Raw genomic sequence first — 18,913 nt, 5'->3', positions numbered from 1 at the left:
TCTAGTTTTTTGATTGCTAGTAAAAAACCTAAATCAATGACTTGATTCAGGAGTTTTACAGGTTATTTAATTGGTTGATGGCAATGAGCCGAATAATTTTTTAAAAATAGCTAGTTTGTTCTCTTGAGTAGGGGCAATTTGATTCATATCGACATCATGATTGAAACCAGCAATCCAACCTCGGTCGGTATACTGGTGGAGATGGTACTCAATATCCGTTTGCGGGGCAGCATCGTAATAACCGGTATTGCCGCCGTATGTCGGAATCCAGATAGCGTCAAATCCATCAATTGAAATCTGTTGCTCAGTCATAAAATAAGTACCGATATAGAGTCCAACGTTTTCAGCACCAAGTTTTTTAAGTTCATCGCGAAATGCTTTGACCCCTTGATCCATGTTTGACATGGTTTCTTCCTCTATATCAACCCAATAAAATGTTGGTTTATAAGGCGAAGCGGCTTTGTAAAATTCGCGAGCTTCCTCACGCATCTCCTTTTCGCTAGTACCTAGAGCGTAGGCATAGACAGCCACAGGGATACCACGTTTTTGAAACTCAGTGATATGGGTTTTGTAAGATTTATCAATACCTGTGGTGTGTGATGCGTTGTTATTTTTGGTAATTTTTGACCCGCCATAAACGCGGACGATAACACCAGAAACATGCTGTGAAACGGTATCGTAATCCATATCAGAGGGTAGTTGCCAGCCGGAAACATCAATAATGGGTTTTAATTCAACGATGTCTTCTTCAGCAGATGATGAAGGAGCAGGATTGATAGAAGGTAGGCTAGCGATTGGAATGGTTTGGCTAGCTTGTTGAAGCACCTGTTTATCCAGCTGCCTTTCTTTGAGGTAGGCAACTCCCATCACTAGGGTAATCAGGCTAAAAAAGATTAGCACAACGATGGGTTTTAATTTTCTTCTCATTTAAAGCAAATTATAACATAGTTTCATTGAAAAATCAAAATATCTCGCTTTTTTGCGCTACTGTGACCAATCCATAGAGAAATAATTGGCTTAAGGACATGATTTTGATATTTTTTCTTGCTATAAGTCCAAAGCGGATACTCTTGGTTTAGATTTGAGCGATGCTGTACTGAGAGACGCTCGCAAAGAAAGGATACAATAGTGACAATACCTGCTGTCATACGGCTGCCCTCTTCTCGTATACTTAGGCTATATTTTCTAACTAAAAAATGATAAAATAAAACTATAGAAAAGAGGATAGTCATGACAAGAGGGTTGTTGATTAGTTTTGAGGGGCCAGATGGCGCAGGGAAAACCAGCGTTCTGAACGCACTAGTGCCGCGGTTGGCAGATTTGTGTTCAGATGGTCTCACCGTCACACGCGAACCTGGAGGCGTAGCGATTTCTGAGAAAATTCGAGAGTTAATTCTGGATGTTGAGCATACAGCTATGGATGACAAGACTGAGTTATTGCTTTATATCGCGGCTAGGCGGCAGCATCTGGTGGAGAAGGTTCTGCCCGCTATAGGTAAGGGGGAACTGGTGTTGATGGATCGATTTATCGATAGTTCGGTCGCTTATCAAGGCTATGGGAGAGGACTCGGAGTTGACGGTGTGAGGTGGTTAAACAACTTTGCGACAGATGGTTTAGTACCTGATTTGACCCTCTATTTTGATGTGCCTTCTGAGCTTGGTCTGGCACGTATCGAACAAAATAGTGACCGAGAAGTCAATCGCCTTGACTTGGAGCGATTAGACATGCACCAGCGGGTTCGTGCGGGCTACCAGGCCATAGCAAAGCAAGAAAAACGCATCGTAACCATTGATGCTAGTCAACCCTTGCCAGAAGTCATTGAAGAGACTTATCTGCACATTAAGGAGCTCTTAGAGAGATGAGAGAGGTCTTAACAGAACTGCAACCTAACTTACTAGTCTCGTTTGACAGGCTCTTAGCAAGAGGTAGACTGAGCCATGCCTATTTATTCTCAGGAGAATTTGGGAGTTTTGAGCTGGCCATTTATCTGGCACAGAGTCGTTTTTGCGAGGACTTATCTGCTGAAAACTTGCCCTGCGGGAAATGCCGTTCTTGTCGCTTGATTGCTGTAGGCGAATTTGCGGATGTAACGGTGGTTGAACCTATGGGACAGCTGATTAAAACGGAACAAATCCGTGAGCTGGCAAGAGATTTTGCACAATCAGGCTACGAAGGCGACTGCCAAGTCTTCATCATCAAGGATGCTGATAAGATGCACACCAACGCTGCCAACAGTCTCCTCAAACAGATTGAAGAACCAACCAGCAACTACTATATTTTTCTGTTGACGAGTGATGAAGAAAAGGTTTTACCAACGATAAAAAGTCGCTGTCAACTGTTTCGTTGCCCGACAGACAGAGCTTATCTGTTGCGGCAGTTTGAGGCGACTGGTCTGTTAAAAAGCCAAGCAAGCCTTTTAGCGGAGCTGACCAACTCACCGCATCAACTCGCAGACTTAGCAACAAATAAACGCCTGCTGGATTTGATAGGGCTTTGCCAACGCTTGATAGACCAGTTGTTATTGGGTAAAGAAGAGGCTTACTTGCAGGTCAGTCGCTTGGTTAATAAGGCGAGTGATAAGACCGAACAGGATTGGTGCTTTCGGTTACTGACTAGCCAAGCCGCTCAGTCCGAAGACGCCAACAAAGGAGCGGAGATTGTGGAGAAACTCTATCAAGTCAGGCGGATGTGGCAAGCCAATGTCAGTTTCCAAAACGCTTTGGACTATCTGGTGTTGACGTTAGAGGAGGAAGAATGACAAATAAGGAACTTTTGCAGGCCTTTGATGGCTTTTCAGAAGAACTGCTGACAGTTTTAGGGACTAGCGAGCGCCTAAAAAAACAGGTCCAGACCGTATTAGAGGAGAATGCCCGATTGCGTCTGGAAAATCGGCAGTTGCAGGAGTTGCTCGCTCAGCGACAAGCACCAGCTGTTGAGAAAAACACCCATAACACAGGCAAGGAGCATCTGGAGCAACTCTACAATGAAGGTTTCCATGTCTGCAATGACTTTTATGGGCAAAGCCGTGGAAGTAGAGAAGATTGCTTGATTTGTATGGAATTATTGTACAGGGATGATCGATGAGAATACAGCGAAGTTTTAAGGATAATAGCGGAGCAGGAACCTTGTATTTGGTGCCGACCCCGATCGGCAATCTGGAGGACATGACCTTTCGGGCGGTCGAGGTGCTTAAGAATGTTGATTTGATTGCGGCAGAGGACACGCGAAATACAGGTCTCTTGCTCAAGCACTTTGGCATTACAACGCGTCAGACCAGTTTTCATGAGCACAATGCCGTAGAGAAGATTCCTGTTCTGATTGATCTCTTGGTGTCAGGTCAATCACTTGCTCAGGTATCAGATGCAGGGATGCCCAGCATTTCAGATCCAGGGTATGATTTGGTGCAGGCGGCACTGGCACAGGAGGTGCCAGTTGTTGCTTTACCAGGCGCTAGCGCGGGCTTGACAGCCCTAATCGCCAGTGGACTGATGCCACAACCGCATGTGTTTTATGGGTTTTTACCGAGAAAATCAGGCCAGCAGCTCGCTTTTTTCGAAGAAAAGAAACATTATCCAGAGACCCAGATTTTTTACGAGTCTCCTCACCGTTTAGTCGCTACCTTGACTAATGTGCTGTCGGTTTACGGTGACCGGCAGGTGGTGGTGGTGCGTGAACTGACCAAACTCTATGAGGAGTACCAGCGGGGTATGGTATCTGAAGCAATAGCTTATCTGACAGAACACCCAGCCAAGGGGGAGTGCCTGATACTGGTCGCTGGCTACGAGCAAAGTCAGCATAAACCTGATGAGTTGACAGATCAGACCATTATAGACCTAGTTGCGCAAGCTATTGCCCAAGGTCAGAAGCCCAATGCTGCCATCAAGGATGTTGCGAAGCGGCTCAAGCTCAATCGGCAGGCTGTTTATAAACTCTACCACGCTGCTAACTAAAACGAGGTTAACCTCGTTTTTTCTTTTATCAAAATTGAAATTTAGTATTGACTAAAATTTGGTTTCTGATATAATTTAGATAATCGCAAAAAAATTTTTTAGTGATAATTGAAAAGAGGGTGTGATGAAAAAAATCCTATCCAATAAATTGTACCTATCCGTTTTGGGCTTGGACTTGTTGTCCAACTTTGGTGATAGTGTCTATTATCTGGCTCTGATGAACTATGTCTTGCTGTTGCCAGAGCCTAAGACAGCGATTGCTATCGTGACCATGTCCGAGACCTTGCCTATTTTATCTGCCTTTATCATGGGCTACCTAGCGGATAAGCAGACCAGAAAAGTGCCCTTAATCATCGCAACGCAGTTTTTCCGCTTTGCCATTTACCTGGTGGTCGGCCTTGTCATGGGGTTTCTGCCAAGCCTATGGGTGGTTGTGGCTGTGTCTTTGCTGAATTTTCTGTCTGACATGTCAGGGCAGTTTGAGGGTGGGCTCTATCAGCCCATCAGTTTGCGGGTGCTGGCGCCTGAGGAGCGAGAGCAAGGCATGGCTTTTTCGTCTAGTATTTTTCAAACCATGGCCATTCTTTTCAAATTTAGCGGCGCGGCTCTGGTTGCTATCATGACCTACCAAAACCTGGCCTACCTCAACGCGGTCACCTTTCTCGTCTGTGCGGTGGGCATGCTGTTCTTGAGTAAGTCACTAAATGCTCTTCTGCTCAAAGACCCGATCACTGTTGTTGACCGTCCGTCGGAAAAGTCCCTTGTTGCAGATTTATGGTCCAGCTTAAAGCTGGCCTTGACAGAGATGAATCGCATTCCTGCTGTGCGATTTGCCATGCTTGTTGTGCCCTTATTTAATGCTGTTTTTGCCAGTATTGAAACCTTTGTTCTCTTGGTGATGACGGAGGACAAGACCTTCGGTTTTGGCTCTCCTGCGCTGACCCTGTCTGTTATTGGTGTGGTGATGATGGTCGGTGGTTTGCTGGGCAATATCGCGGTCATGTCAGGCCGTATGACGATTGATTTAATCCGTTTTTTACGGTATGGGATCATTGTTTTACTGCCTATCTTTCTGACCCTCTACTGGCACCAGACCTACTTGTTTTTGGGTATGCTGCTTTTGACCAACTTCGGTATCGGGATTGTCAACCCTAAGATGGGAGCCTTGGTGAAAAACAGTCTCCCTGAGGACAAGATGGGGATGATTTTCTCAGGCATGGCAACCTATTTTCAGCTGGGTGTTATCCTGATGAAAGTCCTTCTAGCTGGACTTATGGTCATCTTCCCAGCTCAGCACCTGATGCTGGTCATGTTAGTCCTGTCTGTTGGTTACATCATTTTCAGTTTTCGCTTAAATACAAAGGAGTTATCATGAAGTTTTTGACGCATCTGCATCGCAGCCGTCTGGTTGATTTTCTCTGGCTGCCCAATCTCGTTTATGTGGATTATAGCCATGTGGACATGACCAGTCAGGAGCGCGCAGTCATGGAGGATGCCCTCGCCATCTTGGAGGAGGTTAAAGCAGTCCTTGCCCCTTACAAGGAGCGGATTGACCGTTATTTTCATCGGCACTTTTTCCTGCGGCTCTACCGTTATCTCTTGGCACAGGGGCAGGATCCCTTGGACATGGCAGAGCTGCCCCGTTTGATTGAGGCTATACCAGAGGCAGTGCTGGAGCAGGAGTTCGCCCTTTCCTTAACCGATGAGGAACAAGATAGTCTCAGTTTGGAGGCGTTACTACTTGTCTTGGAGGATTTCTCAGATGATCCTGCTTATCGTTGGCAGTTGCTCTGGTTCTATCAGCACCTAAAGGAATGTGTTCAGGGCATGAGTGCTCTTTATCAGGAACTTTGTCCCCTCTATGAGCCCTTTTATGCCCAGTTTGAGGAGGAGATTCGCTCTTTTTCTGAACAGCTGGACATCCCAGACTTGTTTGCGAACACGTCACACGATGTGCTGGGTGTCCTAGCTGAAACAGGACGCAGTAACTGTGAGGTTTTTGTGACATCGCCTTTGCAGTTTATGCAAATGGTTGGCTATGATAAAAACCGACCAGACAGCCCTGCCTATTTCCAGCTCTTCCCCCGTGTGGCTGCCTTTATCGGTAACCGTCAAGTGGTGGACAAGGATGTTCTTGATGTGGTGGTCAAAAGCCTCAGTGACCCTGTCCGCTATGAGATTTTGCAGAGAATCGGCCTACACGGCGAGAAGAGTAAGGCCGTCTCAGACAGTCTTGGCATCAGTCCAGCCACGGTTACCTTCCATGTCCAAAAACTGGTCAATGCCAACCTCTTGCTGATTTCTGGACAGACTAAAGGACATTATACCCTCAATCGCCCCCTCCTAAAAGAAGTGCTCGAACGGGTCAAATTGGACTTTGACCTAAACTAGATAAAAAAAAACGATTGACCAAGTCCAATGGTATCAATCGTTTTTTATCTGTTTAATTAGTAGTAGAGCAGGTCTTTGCTTGTGTGGGTAAAGACTTCAAAACCTGTTTTGGTGACCACACCACAGTCCTCGATACGGACACCGACCTTTCCAGGAATATAGATACCAGGCTCGACCGAGAAACACATGCCTTCTTCAATGACCAAATCATTACCTGCCATGATGGATGGGAATTCGTGCACATCCATCCCAATGCCATGCCCCAGACGGTGGTTGAAATACTCACCGTAACCTGCTTTTTCAATGACAGAGCGAGCAGCTGCATCTACTTCGCTAGCGGTCACACCAGGCTTAATAAAGTCTTGAGCGGCTAATTGAGCCTCCAGACAGAGTTGGTAAATGTCCTTTTTGAACTGGTCAGGCTGACCAACAGCCACTGTCCGTGTCATGTCACTCATATAGCCGTTGGCAGCGATGCCCAAGTCAAAGAGCAGGAAGGCGTTGTTTTCGATTCGATTATCAGCAGGAATACCGTGCGGATTGGCCGCGTTATCGCCTGTCAACACCATGGTCTCAAAACTCATGCCATAGCTCAGTCGCTTCATCTCATACTCGATGTTGGCGATAATATCAGTCTCTGTTTTGTCCAGGCTGATATTGTCAAACCCGATTTGGACGGCCTTATCGGCCAATAGCCCAGCAGCGTGCATTTTTTCAATCTCATCAGCTGATTTGATCAAACGCAGGCGGTTGATGGTTGGGGTCAGATTGACAAATTGGCTGGAAAACACAGTCTCCAAGCCTCGCAGTTTGGTCACATTGAGGTTATCAAACTCGATGGCTACCTGAGGATAGTCAGTCTTTGGCAGAATAGCCTTGATTTTTTCCCAAGGATTTTCTGAGTCAACATAACCAACAACTGGGAAAGAAACTGTCGCCTCTGCTCGTGCGGCATCAAGAGCAGGTAGAAAGAGCACGGGTTCTTTTTCCAAAAAGAGAAAGAGGAACATGTAGCGTTCATGTGGGTCGCTGTAATAACCGGTGAGGTAGTTGATAGAGACAGGATCAGACACGACTGCGGCATAGACCTGTTCCTCGTTAAGTTTTTTAAGCAATTGAGTAATTTTAGTCATAGGCACTCCTTTAGTTTATTTTCTTCCATTTTTCCAAAAAAATGCCAAAAAAGCAAGTCGAACTAGATTTAGAAAATAAAATCTCAAATCACTTGACGAGGAGACTAAACTTGTGGTATGATACTAGACGGTACTTTTTACTTTTGGTCTCTCAAAAGTGTACAGAGACGTGCTGACAAATGTTGCAAAAGTACACGCAGGATAGAGGATGTCACCGATCGCTTTGTCCAACCAAAACTAAAAATTTTACAGGAGAATGTAGATGCCTACAATTAACCAGTTGGTTCGTAAACCACGTCAATCTAAAGTAGAAAAATCTAAATCACCAGCGCTTAACGTTGGTTACAACAGCCACCGCAAAGTGACAACTAACGTGTCTTCTCCACAAAAACGTGGTGTTGCAACACGTGTTGGAACAATGACCCCTAAAAAACCTAACTCAGCCCTTCGTAAGTTCGCTCGTGTACGTTTGAGCAACCTCATCGAAGTTACTGCCTACATCCCAGGTATCGGCCACAACTTGCAAGAGCACAGCGTTGTACTTATCCGCGGTGGACGTGTAAAAGACCTTCCGGGTGTGCGTTACCATATCGTTCGTGGTGCACTTGATACAGCAGGTGTTGCTAACCGTAAACAAGGCCGTTCTAAATACGGTGCAAAACGTCCTAAAGGCTAAGAAGGGAGAATCTAAGAATGAGTCGTAAAAACCGTGCCCCAAAACGTGAAGTTTTGGCAGATCCATTGTACAATTCAACATTAGTTACTCGCTTGATTAACCGCGTGATGCTTGACGGTAAGCGTGGTACAGCGGCTAGCATCGTTTACGGTGCTTTCGAGCAAATCAAAGAAGTAACTGGCAACGACGCTAACGAAGTATTTGAGACAGCGATGGAGAACATCATGCCTGTTCTTGAAGTTCGTGCTCGTCGTGTCGGTGGTTCTAACTACCAAGTTCCAGTTGAAGTGCGTCCAGAGCGTCGTGTAACACTTGGGCTTCGTTGGTTGGTTAACGCTTCACGCGCTCGTGGTGAACACACTATGATTGACCGTTTGGCAAAAGAAATCATGGACGCTGCAAACAATACAGGTGCATCTGTGAAGAAACGTGAAGACACTCACAAAATGGCTGAAGCCAACCGTGCCTTCGCACACTTCCGTTGGTAATCTTAGGATATTAAGGGCGAGCATACAAGTGAAAAATAGGAATCTGACGATGATTGCTTGCAATCTAGGAAGATTATCATTTTTCACTGACAGTATGCCGACCGTATTCAACTCTAAGATACGAGAGCGTTAAACAAATCCTAGACAAAATAGGAAAAGCGACGACGAAGCTTAGGCTTCTAGGAGATTTTATCTTTTTGTCAGTGACTTGTTTGCCAAAGCAATCTGCATTGGACAGAACCAACGCCCAACTAAAAAGAGAAAACTCGAACGGGTAGGCCTCTGCCTATCCGTTCTTTATAAAATATGGTATAATAGTACCGAAATCAAAATTTATAGGAGAAATAACCTCATGGCACGCGAATTTTCGTTAGCAAAAACTCGTAACATCGGTATCATGGCGCACGTCGATGCCGGTAAGACAACAACAACTGAGCGTATCCTTTACTATACTGGTAAAATCCATAAGCTCGGTGAGACCCACGAAGGTGCGTCACAAATGGACTGGATGGAGCAAGAGCAAGAGCGTGGTATCACTATCACCTCTGCGGCAACAACTGCTCAATGGAAAGACACTCGTGTCAACATCATCGACACCCCAGGACACGTTGACTTCACCATCGAAGTACAACGTTCCCTGCGCGTACTTGACGGTGCAGTTACCGTTCTTGACTCACAATCAGGTGTTGAGCCACAAACTGAAACCGTATGGCGTCAGGCGACTGAGTACCGCGTTCCTCGTATCGTATTTGCCAACAAAATGGACAAAATCGGTGCGGACTTCCTTTACTCTGTGTCTACCCTCCATGATCGTTTACAAGCAAATGCTCACCCAATCCAACTCCCAATCGGTGCAGAGGATGACTTCACTGGCATCATCGACTTGATTAAGATGAAAGCTGAAATCTACACCAACGACCTTGGTACAGATATTCGTGAAGAAGAGATTCCAGCTGAATACCTTGAGCAAGCGCAAGAGTGGCGTGAGAAGTTGGTTGAAGCTGTTGCTGAAACTGACGAAGAGCTCATGATGAAGTACCTTGAAGGTGAAGAAATCACTGAAGAGGAATTGAAAGCTGGTATCCGTAAAGCAACCATCAACGTTGAATTCTTCCCTGTTCTTTGTGGTTCAGCCTTCAAAAACAAGGGTGTTCAGTTGATGCTTGATGCGGTACTTGACTACCTGCCAAGCCCAATTGATATCCCAGCGATTAAAGGGATCAACCCAGATACAGACGCTGAAGAAGAGCGTCCATCATCTGATGAAGAGCCATTTGCGGCCCTTGCCTTCAAGATCATGACAGACCCATTCGTAGGTCGTTTGACCTTCTTCCGTGTCTACTCTGGTGTTCTTAACTCAGGTTCATACGTGATGAACACGTCTAAAGGTAAGCGTGAGCGTATCGGACGTATCCTTCAGATGCACGCTAACAGCCGTCAAGAAATCGAAACAGTTTACTCTGGTGACATCGCTGCTGCCGTTGGTTTGAAAGACACCACTACTGGTGACTCATTGACTGATGAGAAAGCGAAAATCATTCTTGAGTCAATCGATGTTCCAGAACCAGTTATCCAACTCATGGTTGAGCCTAAGTCTAAAGCTGACCAAGATAAGATGGGTGTTGCTTTGTCTAAATTGGCTGAAGAAGACCCAACCTTCCGCGTTGAAACTAACCCAGAAACTGGTGAGACCGTTATCTCTGGTATGGGTGAGCTTCACCTTGACGTCCTTGTTGACCGTATGCGTCGTGAGTTCAAAGTAGAAGCAAACGTTGGTGCGCCTCAGGTATCTTACCGTGAAACTTTCCGTGCTTCTACTCAAGCGCGTGGATTCTTCAAACGTCAGTCTGGTGGTAAAGGTCAGTTCGGTGACGTTTGGATCGAATTTACACCAAACGAAGAAGGTAAAGGTTTCGAGTTCGAGAACGCTATCGTCGGTGGTGTGGTTCCTCGTGAATTTATCCCAGCTGTTGAAAAAGGTCTCATCGAGTCTATGGCTAATGGTGTCCTTGCAGGCTACCCAATGGTTGACGTGAAAGCGAAGCTTTACGATGGGTCATACCACGATGTCGACTCATCTGAAACAGCCTTCAAGATTGCAGCATCTCTTGCCCTTAAAGAAGCAGCTAAATCAGCTCAACCAGCTATCCTTGAGCCAATGATGCTTGTCACTATCACCGCACCAGAGGACAACCTCGGTGATGTTATGGGTCACGTGACAGCTCGTCGCGGACGCGTTGATGGTATGGAAGCTCGTGGTAACGTTCAAGTCGTTCGTGCTTATGTGCCATTGGCTGAAATGTTTGGTTATGCAACAGTTCTTCGTTCAGCAACTCAAGGTCGTGGCACCTTCATGATGGTCTTTGACCACTACGAAGATGTGCCTAAGTCTGTACAAGAAGAAATCATCAAAAAACACCGCGGTGAATAATCAGTAACGATTAGACATCAAATAATAGCACCGACCTCATGGTTGGTGCTTTTTGTGTTATGTGAATATTCCTGAACTCAGGGTAATGACCGAAACATTTAAGAAAGTCACTCAGCTGAAAATCAGGGTGCTTGAGAAGTTACGGCAGTGCAACATGATAATAGGCAAGGAAAAATAAGTAAGAAAGTAGCATGATTTTCAATCGACTTCATTAAGAGGATTCAGAGGAAGATAATATAAGTGATTCTCATGTTGACCTTGGATGGTGTCAATGCCGACTTTAGTCAGAATATGAGAAGAGAGTGCTTGTTCTGAATGAATCTTGTTGTGACGTCTAGATAGGTTTTATGTTATAATATCATAAAGGAGTTAACAATGACAGAAACACGGTTATATATTGTTCGTCATGGCAAGACGATGTTCAATACCTTGGGGCGTGCCCAAGGTTGGTGCGATAGTCCTCTGACAACGTTAGGTCGTGAAGGCATTCGAGAGCTGGGTCAAGGATTCGCAGTAGATGGATTGACATTTGATGAAGCTTTTTCAAGTGATAGCGGTCGAACTCTTGAGACCTTAGCGATTGTTTTAAAAGAGCTTGGTCAGGAGAGCTTACCGCATACGGCAGATCGTCGTATACGTGAGTGGTGTTTTGGTAGCTTGGAAGGTCTGTACGATGAGGAGCTCTTCCACGGTGTGTTGCCTAGAACAAGCGTCGTTGGTCTTGACAAGAAATTGACAGATTTAACCTATCAAGAAATCGCGGAAGCTTTGGTGGAGGCTGATACAGCTGGCTGGGCGGAGCCTTGGGAGGTATTGCGCGACCGTATTTGGCAGGGATTTGTGAGCATCGCAGAGCGCTTGGAGACAAGAGGTGGTGGCAACGGGCTTGTGGTTTGTCATGGGATGACCATCGCCACGCTCCTGTGGCTGATTGACCCTTGGTGGGAAAAGATGATGATTGATAACGGCAGTGTGACTGTTTTAAGCTATGAAAAGGGACACTTTAGCATTGAACAAGTCGCTGATTTATCTTATCGCTATAAGGGAAGAGAGGCACTCGCAAATGAGAGGAAATAAGGGAATACTAGTCGTCTTGCAGTTGCTGGCTATCGTGATCGCCTTGGTAGGATTCTACATTTTCCTGTCGCCACGTGATTTTCGCCTGACAACTGATGAATCTCCTCGATCGTCAACGTCATCGTCGTCCATGGCAGTAACAAGCTCATCCAGCAGTAAAGAGCCAACCGATGCCTTACCTGACGTTAGCCCTGATGATTGGGAATTAGTCCTGGTTAATCGGGATTATGCTTTTAACAATGTTGTCCCAGAACTTGGTTATGTTGAGGGAATTCCTGTTGATCAGCGAATTGTGGAGGCGACGACTCAGTTTATGGCAGCTGTCCATGCACTAGATGCCGATCCTTTGCAGAGACTTTACTCTGGTTATCGGAGTGTAGAAGAACAAGCTGCGCTTTTTCAAACACGAGTGGCTGAGCTGGTAGCTGGGGGAACAAGTGAGGAGGAAGCGACAACAATTGTTTCACAGACGGTCTTGCCTGCAGGTCACAGTGAACATCACACGGGCTTAGCGATTGATATCATGCGTTATTCTGATGTGGCGAAGCAGATTGCAGCGATGGCTCCTGAACACGGTTTTATTCTTAGATATACAAAGGGTGCGGAGCATATCACTGGAGTGTCTGAGGAAAATTGGCATTACCGCTATGTGGGTGTTGCTTCCGCCAAATACATGACCGAGCATCAGCTGACTCTGGAGGAATATCTTGATTTATTAAGGAGCAAAAATCGATGAAACGACGATTAAGTTTTCTTGGCACTCTGCTTATCACGGTTTGTGTGATTATCAGCTTCCTGATCCCACTCTTGCTAAATGGTGGTCCTAAATCAGCTAATCAGCTGGTCAAAACCTCAGATAGCTCTGCTATCTTTATCAAAAAAATAGCACCTGAAGCCCAGAAACTAGGAAAAAGCTATGGGGTTATGCCGTCGGTTTTAATTGCTCAAGCCCTTTTAGAAACAGACTCTGGTCGTACTTTACTAGGGGTAAAGTACCATAATCTCTATCATTTACCAGCCTCAGAAGGCAATCGCCGTGTTGTTTTATGGACAACAGAGGTCAAAGATGGCAAAGAGCAGAACGTCGAGCGGAGTTATCAGGTTTATTCAACATGGTCTGAAGGCATGGCTGATTACATGACTCGGCTAAAGGCTAACAAATTGGGCGATGAGATGCTATACACAAGGCTAGCCACAGCAAAAACCTACAAAGAGGCCAGTGCCATCTTTTATCAAGAAGGCTATACGACAAGTAGTGATTATGCAGGACGTTTAATTGCTATAATTGAAAAGCACCAGCTGGAACAATATGACAAGCAAAAATAATAAGCGGATTAGTTAATATACAGAAATTTTCTGAAAAATAAAACTTGACAAACTTATCTGACTAAGGTAAAATAACCTTACTAAACATCAAGGAGTTTCCAATGACACAAACAACACAACTTTTGGTAGTCGTTGTCAGAAGATAGGACGGTACAATTTTTGTCACTGTCCTATTCGTGTTGAGTGAGAATGGGGCGACAAAAAAGCAGCTACCCATTCTTGCGGGTAGCTGTTTTTGATGGTAAGGAGGGAAAGCGATCGGTCGTTAGCAAGCTGTATCATCACGTTATTATTATAAAGGAGTTTCTATGAAAACGTTACAGAAAAAAGATTATATTTATATCGGGTCGATGCTGTTTGGCATCATCTTCGGTGCAGGTAATTTGATTTTCCCTGTTCACATGGGGCAAGAAGCAGGGGCTAACCTCTGGCCAGCGACCATCGGTTTTTTGGTTTCAGCCATTGGACTACCGTTTTTAGCCATCGTTGCCATGGGCTTAACCGAAAGCAAGAGTGTTTATGAGCTGGCTTCGAAAGTTGGTAAAGGTTATGGCAAGTTCTTTACTATTTTGCTTTATCTCGTTATTGGTCCTTTCTTTGCCATCCCTCGTTTAGCAACGACTTCTTTTCAAATTGGCGTTGTGCCTTTTATTCCAGAAGGGCAACAAACCCTAGCCTTGGTTTTCTATTCTGCATTTTTCTTTTTGGTGGCTTGGCTTCTTTCTCAGAACGCTAGCAAGCTGCTCACTTATGTTGGTAAAGTGCTTAATCCGATTTTTCTCCTTGTTTTGGGGTTCTTGCTGGCTTTCTCTGTTTTTAATCCTATGGGCAATAGCGGAGCGGCAGCTGTTCAAGAGGCTTATCAAGCTAATGCGCTGACCAAGGGGATTTTGGAAGGCTATAACACCCTTGATGTCCTCGCTTCCTTAGCATTTGCCATTGTGGTTATCTCTGCTTTAAATGGACTGGGTGTTACCCAGCCTAAACAAGTTGCTAAGGACATGATTAAAGCAGGTGCCATCAGCCTGGGCTTTATGGCTCTGATTTACGCCCTGTTAGCTTATGCAGGGGCAACTAGCCTTGGACAGTTTCCAATCAGTGACAATGGTGGCATCGCCCTCGCACAGATTGCTGGTTATTATTTGGGAACAGCAGGTAGCCTATTACTTGCCTTAATCGTCTTCTTTGGTTGTTTAAAGACAGCAGTTGGGCTCTTAACAGCTTTCTCAGAGACTTTTTCAGAGATGTTCCCTAGCGTCTCTTATAAAACGTTTTTAGCCGCAGCTACCATTTTCCCAGCTATTTTTGCCAATGTTGGTTTAACAAATATTATCGCCTATTCTATTCCGGTTCTTATGTTTCTTTATCCGTTGGCGATTGTCCTTGTTTTGCTAGCTTTAGTAGATAAGCTGTTCAAAGGTAAAAAGGCCGTTTACCTCTGGACGACTATTTTTACCCTCTTTCCTGCTATCGTAGACGGTTTAGCAGCATCTCCATGGGCAGAATTATCAATTGTTAAAGGCTTAGTTAGTTTTGGTCATGGTTTGTTGCCATTCTCAAGCATCGGTATGGGTTGGGTACTACCATCTATTCTTGGCTTTATTGTTGGCTTGTTGTTGTCAACAAAGGAATAGTTTAAAACTATACCTTGGTTAGCTCCTCACGTTAGAGGAGTTGACCAGGGTATTTTTTTAATTTGAAACGTGATTTCCTTATGAGGAACTTTTGCCAAAACAAGCCCAATCTGCTATAATAAGGTGAATAAAGGAAAGAGAGTTACTCACATGTCTAAGATTTTAGTTTTTGGTCACCAAAACCCTGATACTGACGCTACGGCTTCAAGCTACGCTTGGGCTTATTTGGAGCGTGAAGCTTGGGGGCGTGATGCAGAGGCGGTGCTTCTGGGCGAGCCTAACGAAGAAACAGCTTTTGCGTTGGATTATTTTGGCGTTACAGCACCGCGTGTTGTGACTTCTGCCAAAGCAGAAGGATCGGATAAGGTTGTTTTGACGGACCACAATGAGTTTCAGCAGTCCATCAGTGATATCCGCGAGGTTGAGGTAGCTGGTGTCGTGGATCACCACCGTGTGGCTAACTTTGAAACTGCCAATCCGCTTTATATGCTCCTTGAACCTGTTGGTTCAGCGTCGTCCATTGTTTATCGCCAGTTCAAACAGGCTGGTGTCGCTGTGCCAAAAGAGATTGCAGGCTTATTATTGTCAGGTTTGATTTCGGACACGCTCTTGCTCAAGTCTCCGACCACTCACGCGAGCGACCCACAGGTCGCTGCGGAATTAGCAGAGCTGGCAGGGGTGAATTTGGAAGAGTATGGCTTGGCTCTCTTGAAAGCAGGTACAAACCTAGCCAGCAAGTCAGCCGAAGAGCTGATTGACATCGATGCCAAGACTTTTGAACTCAACGGTAACCCTGTTCGTGTCGCTCAAGTCAACACAGTTGACATTGCCGAAGTCCTTGGCCGTCAGGCGGAGATTGAAGCAGCGATCACCAAAGCGTCTGCTGATAATGGCTATTCCGACTTTGTCCTCATGATTACAGATATTGTCAACTCTAACTCAGAAATCTTGGCGCTCGGTCGCAACATGGATAAGGTTGAAGCAGCTTTTAACTTTACCTTGGAAAATAACCATGCTTTCTTACCAGGTGCTGTTTCTCGTAAAAAACAAGTTGTGCCTCAGTTGACAGAGAGTTTTAACGCGTAATCAGTGTCAAAAATACCAAATCCTCGTATCTGATAAGCGAGGATTTTTCTGTTATAATAACTATAAACAACCCTCGGCGTTAGCCGTGAGAAAGGAACTTTTATGTCAACCTTAGAAATCAAAAACCTGCATGTGTCCATCGAGGACAAGGAAATTCTAAAAGGGGTCAACTTGACCCTGAAAACAGGAGAGGTCGCTGCCATCATGGGGCCAAACGGCACAGGGAAATCAACCCTGTCTGCTGCCATCATGGGCAATCCCAACTTTGAAGTGACCCAAGGGGAGGTCCTCTTTGATGGGGTCAATATCTTAGAGCTGGAAGTGGATGAGCGGGCACGACTGGGTCTCTTTTTAGCCATGCAGTACCCGTCTGAAATCCCTGGTATCACCAATGCCGAGTTTATCCGTGCGGCCATGAACGCTGGTAAGGAAGACGAGGATAAAATCTCTGTCCGTGACTTTATCACCAAGCTAGATGAAAAGATGGAGCTTTTGGGCATGAAAGAGGAGATGGCAGAGCGCTACCTCAATGAAGGCTTCTCAGGAGGGGAGAAAAAGCGCAATGAAATCCTCCAACTTCTCATGTTAGAGCCTAAGTTTGCCCTCCTAGACGAGATTGACTCAGGATTGGACATTGATGCTCTCAAGGTCGTTTCAAAAGGGGTCAATGCCATGCGGGGTGAGGGCTTCGGTGCTATGATCATCACCCACTACCAACGCCTGCTCAACTACATCACCCCTGATGTGGTTCATGTCATGATGGATGGTCGGGTCGTCCTCTCGGGCGGTGCAGAGTTAGCGGCTCGTCTGGAGCAAGAGGGCTATGCCAAGATTGCCGAGGAGCTGGGCTTAGAGTACAGTGAGGACGTGTAGATGACCAAAGAAGCGATTTTAGCCTTTTCACAGGGTCAGGCGGAGCCTCAGTGGTTGTTGGATCGTCGGTTGGCAGCTGTTGAGAACATGGCAGAGCTGGAATTTCCTGTGATTGAGCGGGTTAAGTTTCACCGTTGGCAGTTGATGCCGTCTACTATCGGGCAGAGCTGGGACCTACCGAGTGTGCCTGATTTTCTCGCTATCGGAGACAATCCTAAGCTGGTAGAGGTCGGCAGCCAAACCGTCCTAGAACAACTGCCTATGGAGCTGATCGATAAGGGAGTTGTGTTGACAGACCTTGCGACGGTCTTAGAGGAACGTCCTGAGCTTCTGGAGACCTATCTAGGGCAGGCTTGTCCAGATGACAGCCATCGTCTGGCAGCCTATAACACAGCTTATTTTACCAGCGGAGCGGTTCTCTATGTGCCAGATGGGGTCGAGATTGACCAGCCTATCGAAATCTCCCTGCTGGAAGACCGGGCGTCTGCTCAGCCATTTGTCAAAAAAATCCTCATCATCGCAGGTAAAAATAGCAAGTTCTCCTATCTGGAGCGGTTGGAAAGTCTGGGCGAGGGGGCTGAGTCGGTGGCTGCGAATGTCAGCGTGGAAATCATAGCTGGTAGGGGTAGTCAAATCAAGTATGCGGCCATCGACCGTTTGGGGAGTGATGTGACGGGTTATATCAGTCGTCAGGTTTACCATCATGAGGATGCGACGGTCGACTGGGCTATGGGTGTGATGAATGCTGGTCATGTGGTTTGCGACTTTGACAGCAACCTTTATGATCGTGGCAGCCATGCTAATCTCAAGGTCGTGGCGCTTTCCAGTGGTCGTCAGGTGCAGGGGGTAGATACCAGTGTGACCAATTATGGGGCACACTCGGTCGGTCATATCCTCCAGCATGGGGTGATTTTGGAGCGAGGAACCTTGACCTTTAACGGCATCGGTCATATCATTAAGGGAGCCAAAGGAGCGGACGCCCAGCAGGAGAGTCGCGTGCTCATGCTGAGTGACCAAGCACGGAGCGATGCCAATCCTATTCTCCTCATTGATGAAAATGAAGTGACCGCAGGGCATGCTGCCTCTATCGGACAGGTCGACCCAGAGGATATGTACTACCTCATGAGCCGAGGGCTTGACCGAGCAACTGCCGAGCGGCTGGTTATCCGAGGTTTCCTGGGCGCAGTCATTACCGAAATCCCTGTCAAGGACGTGCGGGATGAGATGATTCAGACCATTGATGACAAGTTGGAGAAAAGATAGGAGGTTCAAAAAGCCACTTCTTCTAAAGAGAAAGTGGCTGAGGCTAACGCACGCGTTAGCAACTTTATGTGGATACCAACGATTGTTAGTCATATAGAGTTATCGAGGAATAGTTATTGTTCTCAGTCCGTGTTCAATGTATTGACCTAAGATGTCGAAGCCATCAAGGATGAATTTACCTAGTATAACTGCTGACAGGACTATTGCTAAAGAAACAATGATGTATTTTAGGTTTTCTTTCATAACCTGAGCGACTCCTAATAAAGACTAATTGTACCATTTTGACTTAGTGGTACTCTATAGTAGGAATTGTTACCGATGGTATGACTAAAACTGAAGCCGGCTACTTTTAGTTGAGCTCCTACTGTAGTTGTTGCACTATTGCTGACAACCCCTACTAAAGTACCACTGATGGCATAGTGAATACTTGTTGTAGGAAATCCGGAAGATGACCAAACGTGAAAAGGCACCCCTTTTCTGTACACTTTTTATAAAGTGTTTTTGTTAAGCGATAACTCGCTTAACCATAGGTGTTTGGTAATCGAGACTACCGTGAATGCGATGATGGTTCCACCAGTGGACAT

General features: G+C 45.8%; 19 protein-coding genes. 16 read left to right on the top strand and 3 right to left on the bottom strand.

Annotation, left to right across the window (positions count from 1 at the left end; genetic code table 11):
- Positions 1 to 66 precede the first annotated feature (66 nt).
- The gene (locus ACERC5_RS07280) at positions 67 to 927 is read right to left on the bottom strand and encodes a glycoside hydrolase family 25 protein (RefSeq protein WP_373660512.1); all 861 of its coding nucleotides are present in this window, start codon (positions 925 to 927) and stop codon (positions 67 to 69) included.
- 23 nt (positions 928 to 950) lie between these two features.
- Positions 951 to 1,148, bottom strand: coding sequence for a hypothetical protein (locus ACERC5_RS07275; RefSeq protein ID WP_373659165.1), 198 nt, complete (start codon positions 1,146 to 1,148; stop codon positions 951 to 953).
- An 82-nt stretch (positions 1,149 to 1,230) separates the two neighbouring features.
- Between ACERC5_RS07275 and tmk the strand changes: the two genes are divergently transcribed.
- The 6 genes from tmk (at position 1,231) to ACERC5_RS07245 (ending at position 6,342) form a co-directional block, all read left to right on the top strand.
- A complete protein-coding gene (gene tmk, locus ACERC5_RS07270) occupies positions 1,231 to 1,863 on the top strand; it encodes a dTMP kinase (protein ID WP_373660511.1) in 633 nt (210 codons plus the stop codon).
- A complete protein-coding gene (locus tag ACERC5_RS07265; protein ID WP_373660510.1) occupies positions 1,860 to 2,759 on the top strand; it encodes a DNA polymerase III subunit delta' in 900 nt (299 codons plus the stop codon). Before tmk ends, ACERC5_RS07265 begins: the two co-directional genes overlap by 4 nt.
- Positions 2,756 to 3,085, top strand: coding sequence for an initiation control protein YabA (locus ACERC5_RS07260; RefSeq protein WP_373659168.1), 330 nt, complete (start codon positions 2,756 to 2,758; stop codon positions 3,083 to 3,085). The genes ACERC5_RS07265 and ACERC5_RS07260 overlap by 4 nt, the downstream gene beginning before the upstream one ends.
- On the top strand, positions 3,082 to 3,951 hold the full coding sequence (gene rsmI / locus ACERC5_RS07255) for a 16S rRNA (cytidine(1402)-2'-O)-methyltransferase (protein WP_373660509.1): 870 nt from the start codon (positions 3,082 to 3,084) through the stop codon (positions 3,949 to 3,951). The genes ACERC5_RS07260 and rsmI overlap by 4 nt, the downstream gene beginning before the upstream one ends.
- A gap of 124 nt (positions 3,952 to 4,075) precedes the next feature.
- Positions 4,076 to 5,326: an MFS transporter gene (locus tag ACERC5_RS07250; RefSeq protein ID WP_373660508.1), complete on the top strand. Its 1,251-nt coding sequence runs from the start codon at positions 4,076 to 4,078 to the stop codon at positions 5,324 to 5,326.
- Positions 5,323 to 6,342: an ArsR/SmtB family transcription factor gene (locus tag ACERC5_RS07245; protein WP_373660507.1), complete on the top strand. Its 1,020-nt coding sequence runs from the start codon at positions 5,323 to 5,325 to the stop codon at positions 6,340 to 6,342. The genes ACERC5_RS07250 and ACERC5_RS07245 overlap by 4 nt, the downstream gene beginning before the upstream one ends.
- 56 nt (positions 6,343 to 6,398) lie before the next feature.
- Here the strand turns inward: ACERC5_RS07245 and ACERC5_RS07240 are convergent, their stop codons facing one another.
- The gene (locus ACERC5_RS07240) at positions 6,399 to 7,475 is read right to left on the bottom strand and encodes a M24 family metallopeptidase (protein WP_373660506.1); all 1,077 of its coding nucleotides are present in this window, start codon (positions 7,473 to 7,475) and stop codon (positions 6,399 to 6,401) included.
- Positions 7,476 to 7,737: 262 nt separating this feature from the next.
- Here ACERC5_RS07240 and rpsL point away from each other — a divergent pair, with 262 nt between their 5' ends.
- From rpsL to sufD, 10 genes are all read left to right on the top strand, one after another.
- Positions 7,738 to 8,151, top strand: coding sequence for a 30S ribosomal protein S12 (gene rpsL / locus ACERC5_RS07235; protein WP_018367582.1), 414 nt, complete (start codon positions 7,738 to 7,740; stop codon positions 8,149 to 8,151).
- Between the two features lie 17 nt (positions 8,152 to 8,168).
- Positions 8,169 to 8,639, top strand: coding sequence for a 30S ribosomal protein S7 (gene rpsG / locus ACERC5_RS07230; protein ID WP_373660505.1), 471 nt, complete (start codon positions 8,169 to 8,171; stop codon positions 8,637 to 8,639).
- Between the two features lie 352 nt (positions 8,640 to 8,991).
- Positions 8,992 to 11,070: an elongation factor G gene (gene fusA, locus ACERC5_RS07225; protein ID WP_018367584.1), complete on the top strand. Its 2,079-nt coding sequence runs from the start codon at positions 8,992 to 8,994 to the stop codon at positions 11,068 to 11,070.
- Between the two features lie 375 nt (positions 11,071 to 11,445).
- Positions 11,446 to 12,147, top strand: a complete 702-nt coding sequence (locus tag ACERC5_RS07220; RefSeq protein WP_373660504.1) for a histidine phosphatase family protein — start codon at positions 11,446 to 11,448, stop codon at positions 12,145 to 12,147.
- Positions 12,134 to 12,883: a D-alanyl-D-alanine carboxypeptidase family protein gene (locus ACERC5_RS07215; protein ID WP_373659176.1), complete on the top strand. Its 750-nt coding sequence runs from the start codon at positions 12,134 to 12,136 to the stop codon at positions 12,881 to 12,883. Before ACERC5_RS07220 ends, ACERC5_RS07215 begins: the two co-directional genes overlap by 14 nt.
- Positions 12,880 to 13,473, top strand: a complete 594-nt coding sequence (locus ACERC5_RS07210; protein ID WP_373659177.1) for a glycoside hydrolase family 73 protein — start codon at positions 12,880 to 12,882, stop codon at positions 13,471 to 13,473. The genes ACERC5_RS07215 and ACERC5_RS07210 overlap by 4 nt, the downstream gene beginning before the upstream one ends.
- A gap of 308 nt (positions 13,474 to 13,781) precedes the next feature.
- Positions 13,782 to 15,107 carry a branched-chain amino acid transport system II carrier protein gene (gene brnQ / locus ACERC5_RS07205; RefSeq protein WP_373659178.1) on the top strand — a complete coding sequence of 442 codons (1,326 nt, stop codon included), beginning with the start codon at positions 13,782 to 13,784 and terminating at the stop codon, positions 15,105 to 15,107.
- Between the two features lie 150 nt (positions 15,108 to 15,257).
- A complete protein-coding gene (locus ACERC5_RS07200) occupies positions 15,258 to 16,193 on the top strand; it encodes a manganese-dependent inorganic pyrophosphatase (RefSeq protein WP_373659179.1) in 936 nt (311 codons plus the stop codon).
- Between the two features lie 102 nt (positions 16,194 to 16,295).
- Positions 16,296 to 17,066 (top strand): Fe-S cluster assembly ATPase SufC, encoded by a 771-nt coding sequence (sufC, locus tag ACERC5_RS07195; RefSeq protein WP_373659180.1) that lies wholly within the window; start codon positions 16,296 to 16,298, stop codon positions 17,064 to 17,066.
- Positions 17,067 to 18,329 (top strand): Fe-S cluster assembly protein SufD, encoded by a 1,263-nt coding sequence (gene sufD / locus ACERC5_RS07190; RefSeq protein ID WP_373659181.1) that lies wholly within the window; start codon positions 17,067 to 17,069, stop codon positions 18,327 to 18,329.
- Positions 18,330 to 18,913 lie beyond the last annotated feature (584 nt).

Origin of the sequence: Streptococcus sp. E24BD, assembly GCF_041807825.1 — a bacterium.
GTDB lineage: Bacteria > Bacillota > Bacilli > Lactobacillales > Streptococcaceae > Streptococcus > Streptococcus entericus.
Note: the sequence above shows the minus strand (reverse complement) of the source record. Positions and strands in the feature narration are given on the sequence as shown.

Coding starts and splice junctions, on each gene's coding strand:
- ACERC5_RS07280 (WP_373660512.1), bottom strand. CDS start 927: ATGAGAAGAAAATTAAAACCCATCGTTGTGCTAATCTTTTTTAGCCTG.
- ACERC5_RS07275 (WP_373659165.1), bottom strand. CDS start 1,148: ATGACAGCAGGTATTGTCACTATTGTATCCTTTCTTTGCGAGCGTCTC.
- tmk (WP_373660511.1), top strand. CDS start 1,231: ATGACAAGAGGGTTGTTGATTAGTTTTGAGGGGCCAGATGGCGCAGGG.
- ACERC5_RS07265 (WP_373660510.1), top strand. CDS start 1,860: ATGAGAGAGGTCTTAACAGAACTGCAACCTAACTTACTAGTCTCGTTT.
- ACERC5_RS07260 (WP_373659168.1), top strand. CDS start 2,756: ATGACAAATAAGGAACTTTTGCAGGCCTTTGATGGCTTTTCAGAAGAA.
- rsmI (WP_373660509.1), top strand. CDS start 3,082: ATGAGAATACAGCGAAGTTTTAAGGATAATAGCGGAGCAGGAACCTTG.
- ACERC5_RS07250 (WP_373660508.1), top strand. CDS start 4,076: ATGAAAAAAATCCTATCCAATAAATTGTACCTATCCGTTTTGGGCTTG.
- ACERC5_RS07245 (WP_373660507.1), top strand. CDS start 5,323: ATGAAGTTTTTGACGCATCTGCATCGCAGCCGTCTGGTTGATTTTCTC.
- ACERC5_RS07240 (WP_373660506.1), bottom strand. CDS start 7,475: ATGACTAAAATTACTCAATTGCTTAAAAAACTTAACGAGGAACAGGTC.
- rpsL (WP_018367582.1), top strand. CDS start 7,738: ATGCCTACAATTAACCAGTTGGTTCGTAAACCACGTCAATCTAAAGTA.
- rpsG (WP_373660505.1), top strand. CDS start 8,169: ATGAGTCGTAAAAACCGTGCCCCAAAACGTGAAGTTTTGGCAGATCCA.
- fusA (WP_018367584.1), top strand. CDS start 8,992: ATGGCACGCGAATTTTCGTTAGCAAAAACTCGTAACATCGGTATCATG.
- ACERC5_RS07220 (WP_373660504.1), top strand. CDS start 11,446: ATGACAGAAACACGGTTATATATTGTTCGTCATGGCAAGACGATGTTC.
- ACERC5_RS07215 (WP_373659176.1), top strand. CDS start 12,134: ATGAGAGGAAATAAGGGAATACTAGTCGTCTTGCAGTTGCTGGCTATC.
- ACERC5_RS07210 (WP_373659177.1), top strand. CDS start 12,880: ATGAAACGACGATTAAGTTTTCTTGGCACTCTGCTTATCACGGTTTGT.
- brnQ (WP_373659178.1), top strand. CDS start 13,782: ATGAAAACGTTACAGAAAAAAGATTATATTTATATCGGGTCGATGCTG.
- ACERC5_RS07200 (WP_373659179.1), top strand. CDS start 15,258: ATGTCTAAGATTTTAGTTTTTGGTCACCAAAACCCTGATACTGACGCT.
- sufC (WP_373659180.1), top strand. CDS start 16,296: ATGTCAACCTTAGAAATCAAAAACCTGCATGTGTCCATCGAGGACAAG.
- sufD (WP_373659181.1), top strand. CDS start 17,067: ATGACCAAAGAAGCGATTTTAGCCTTTTCACAGGGTCAGGCGGAGCCT.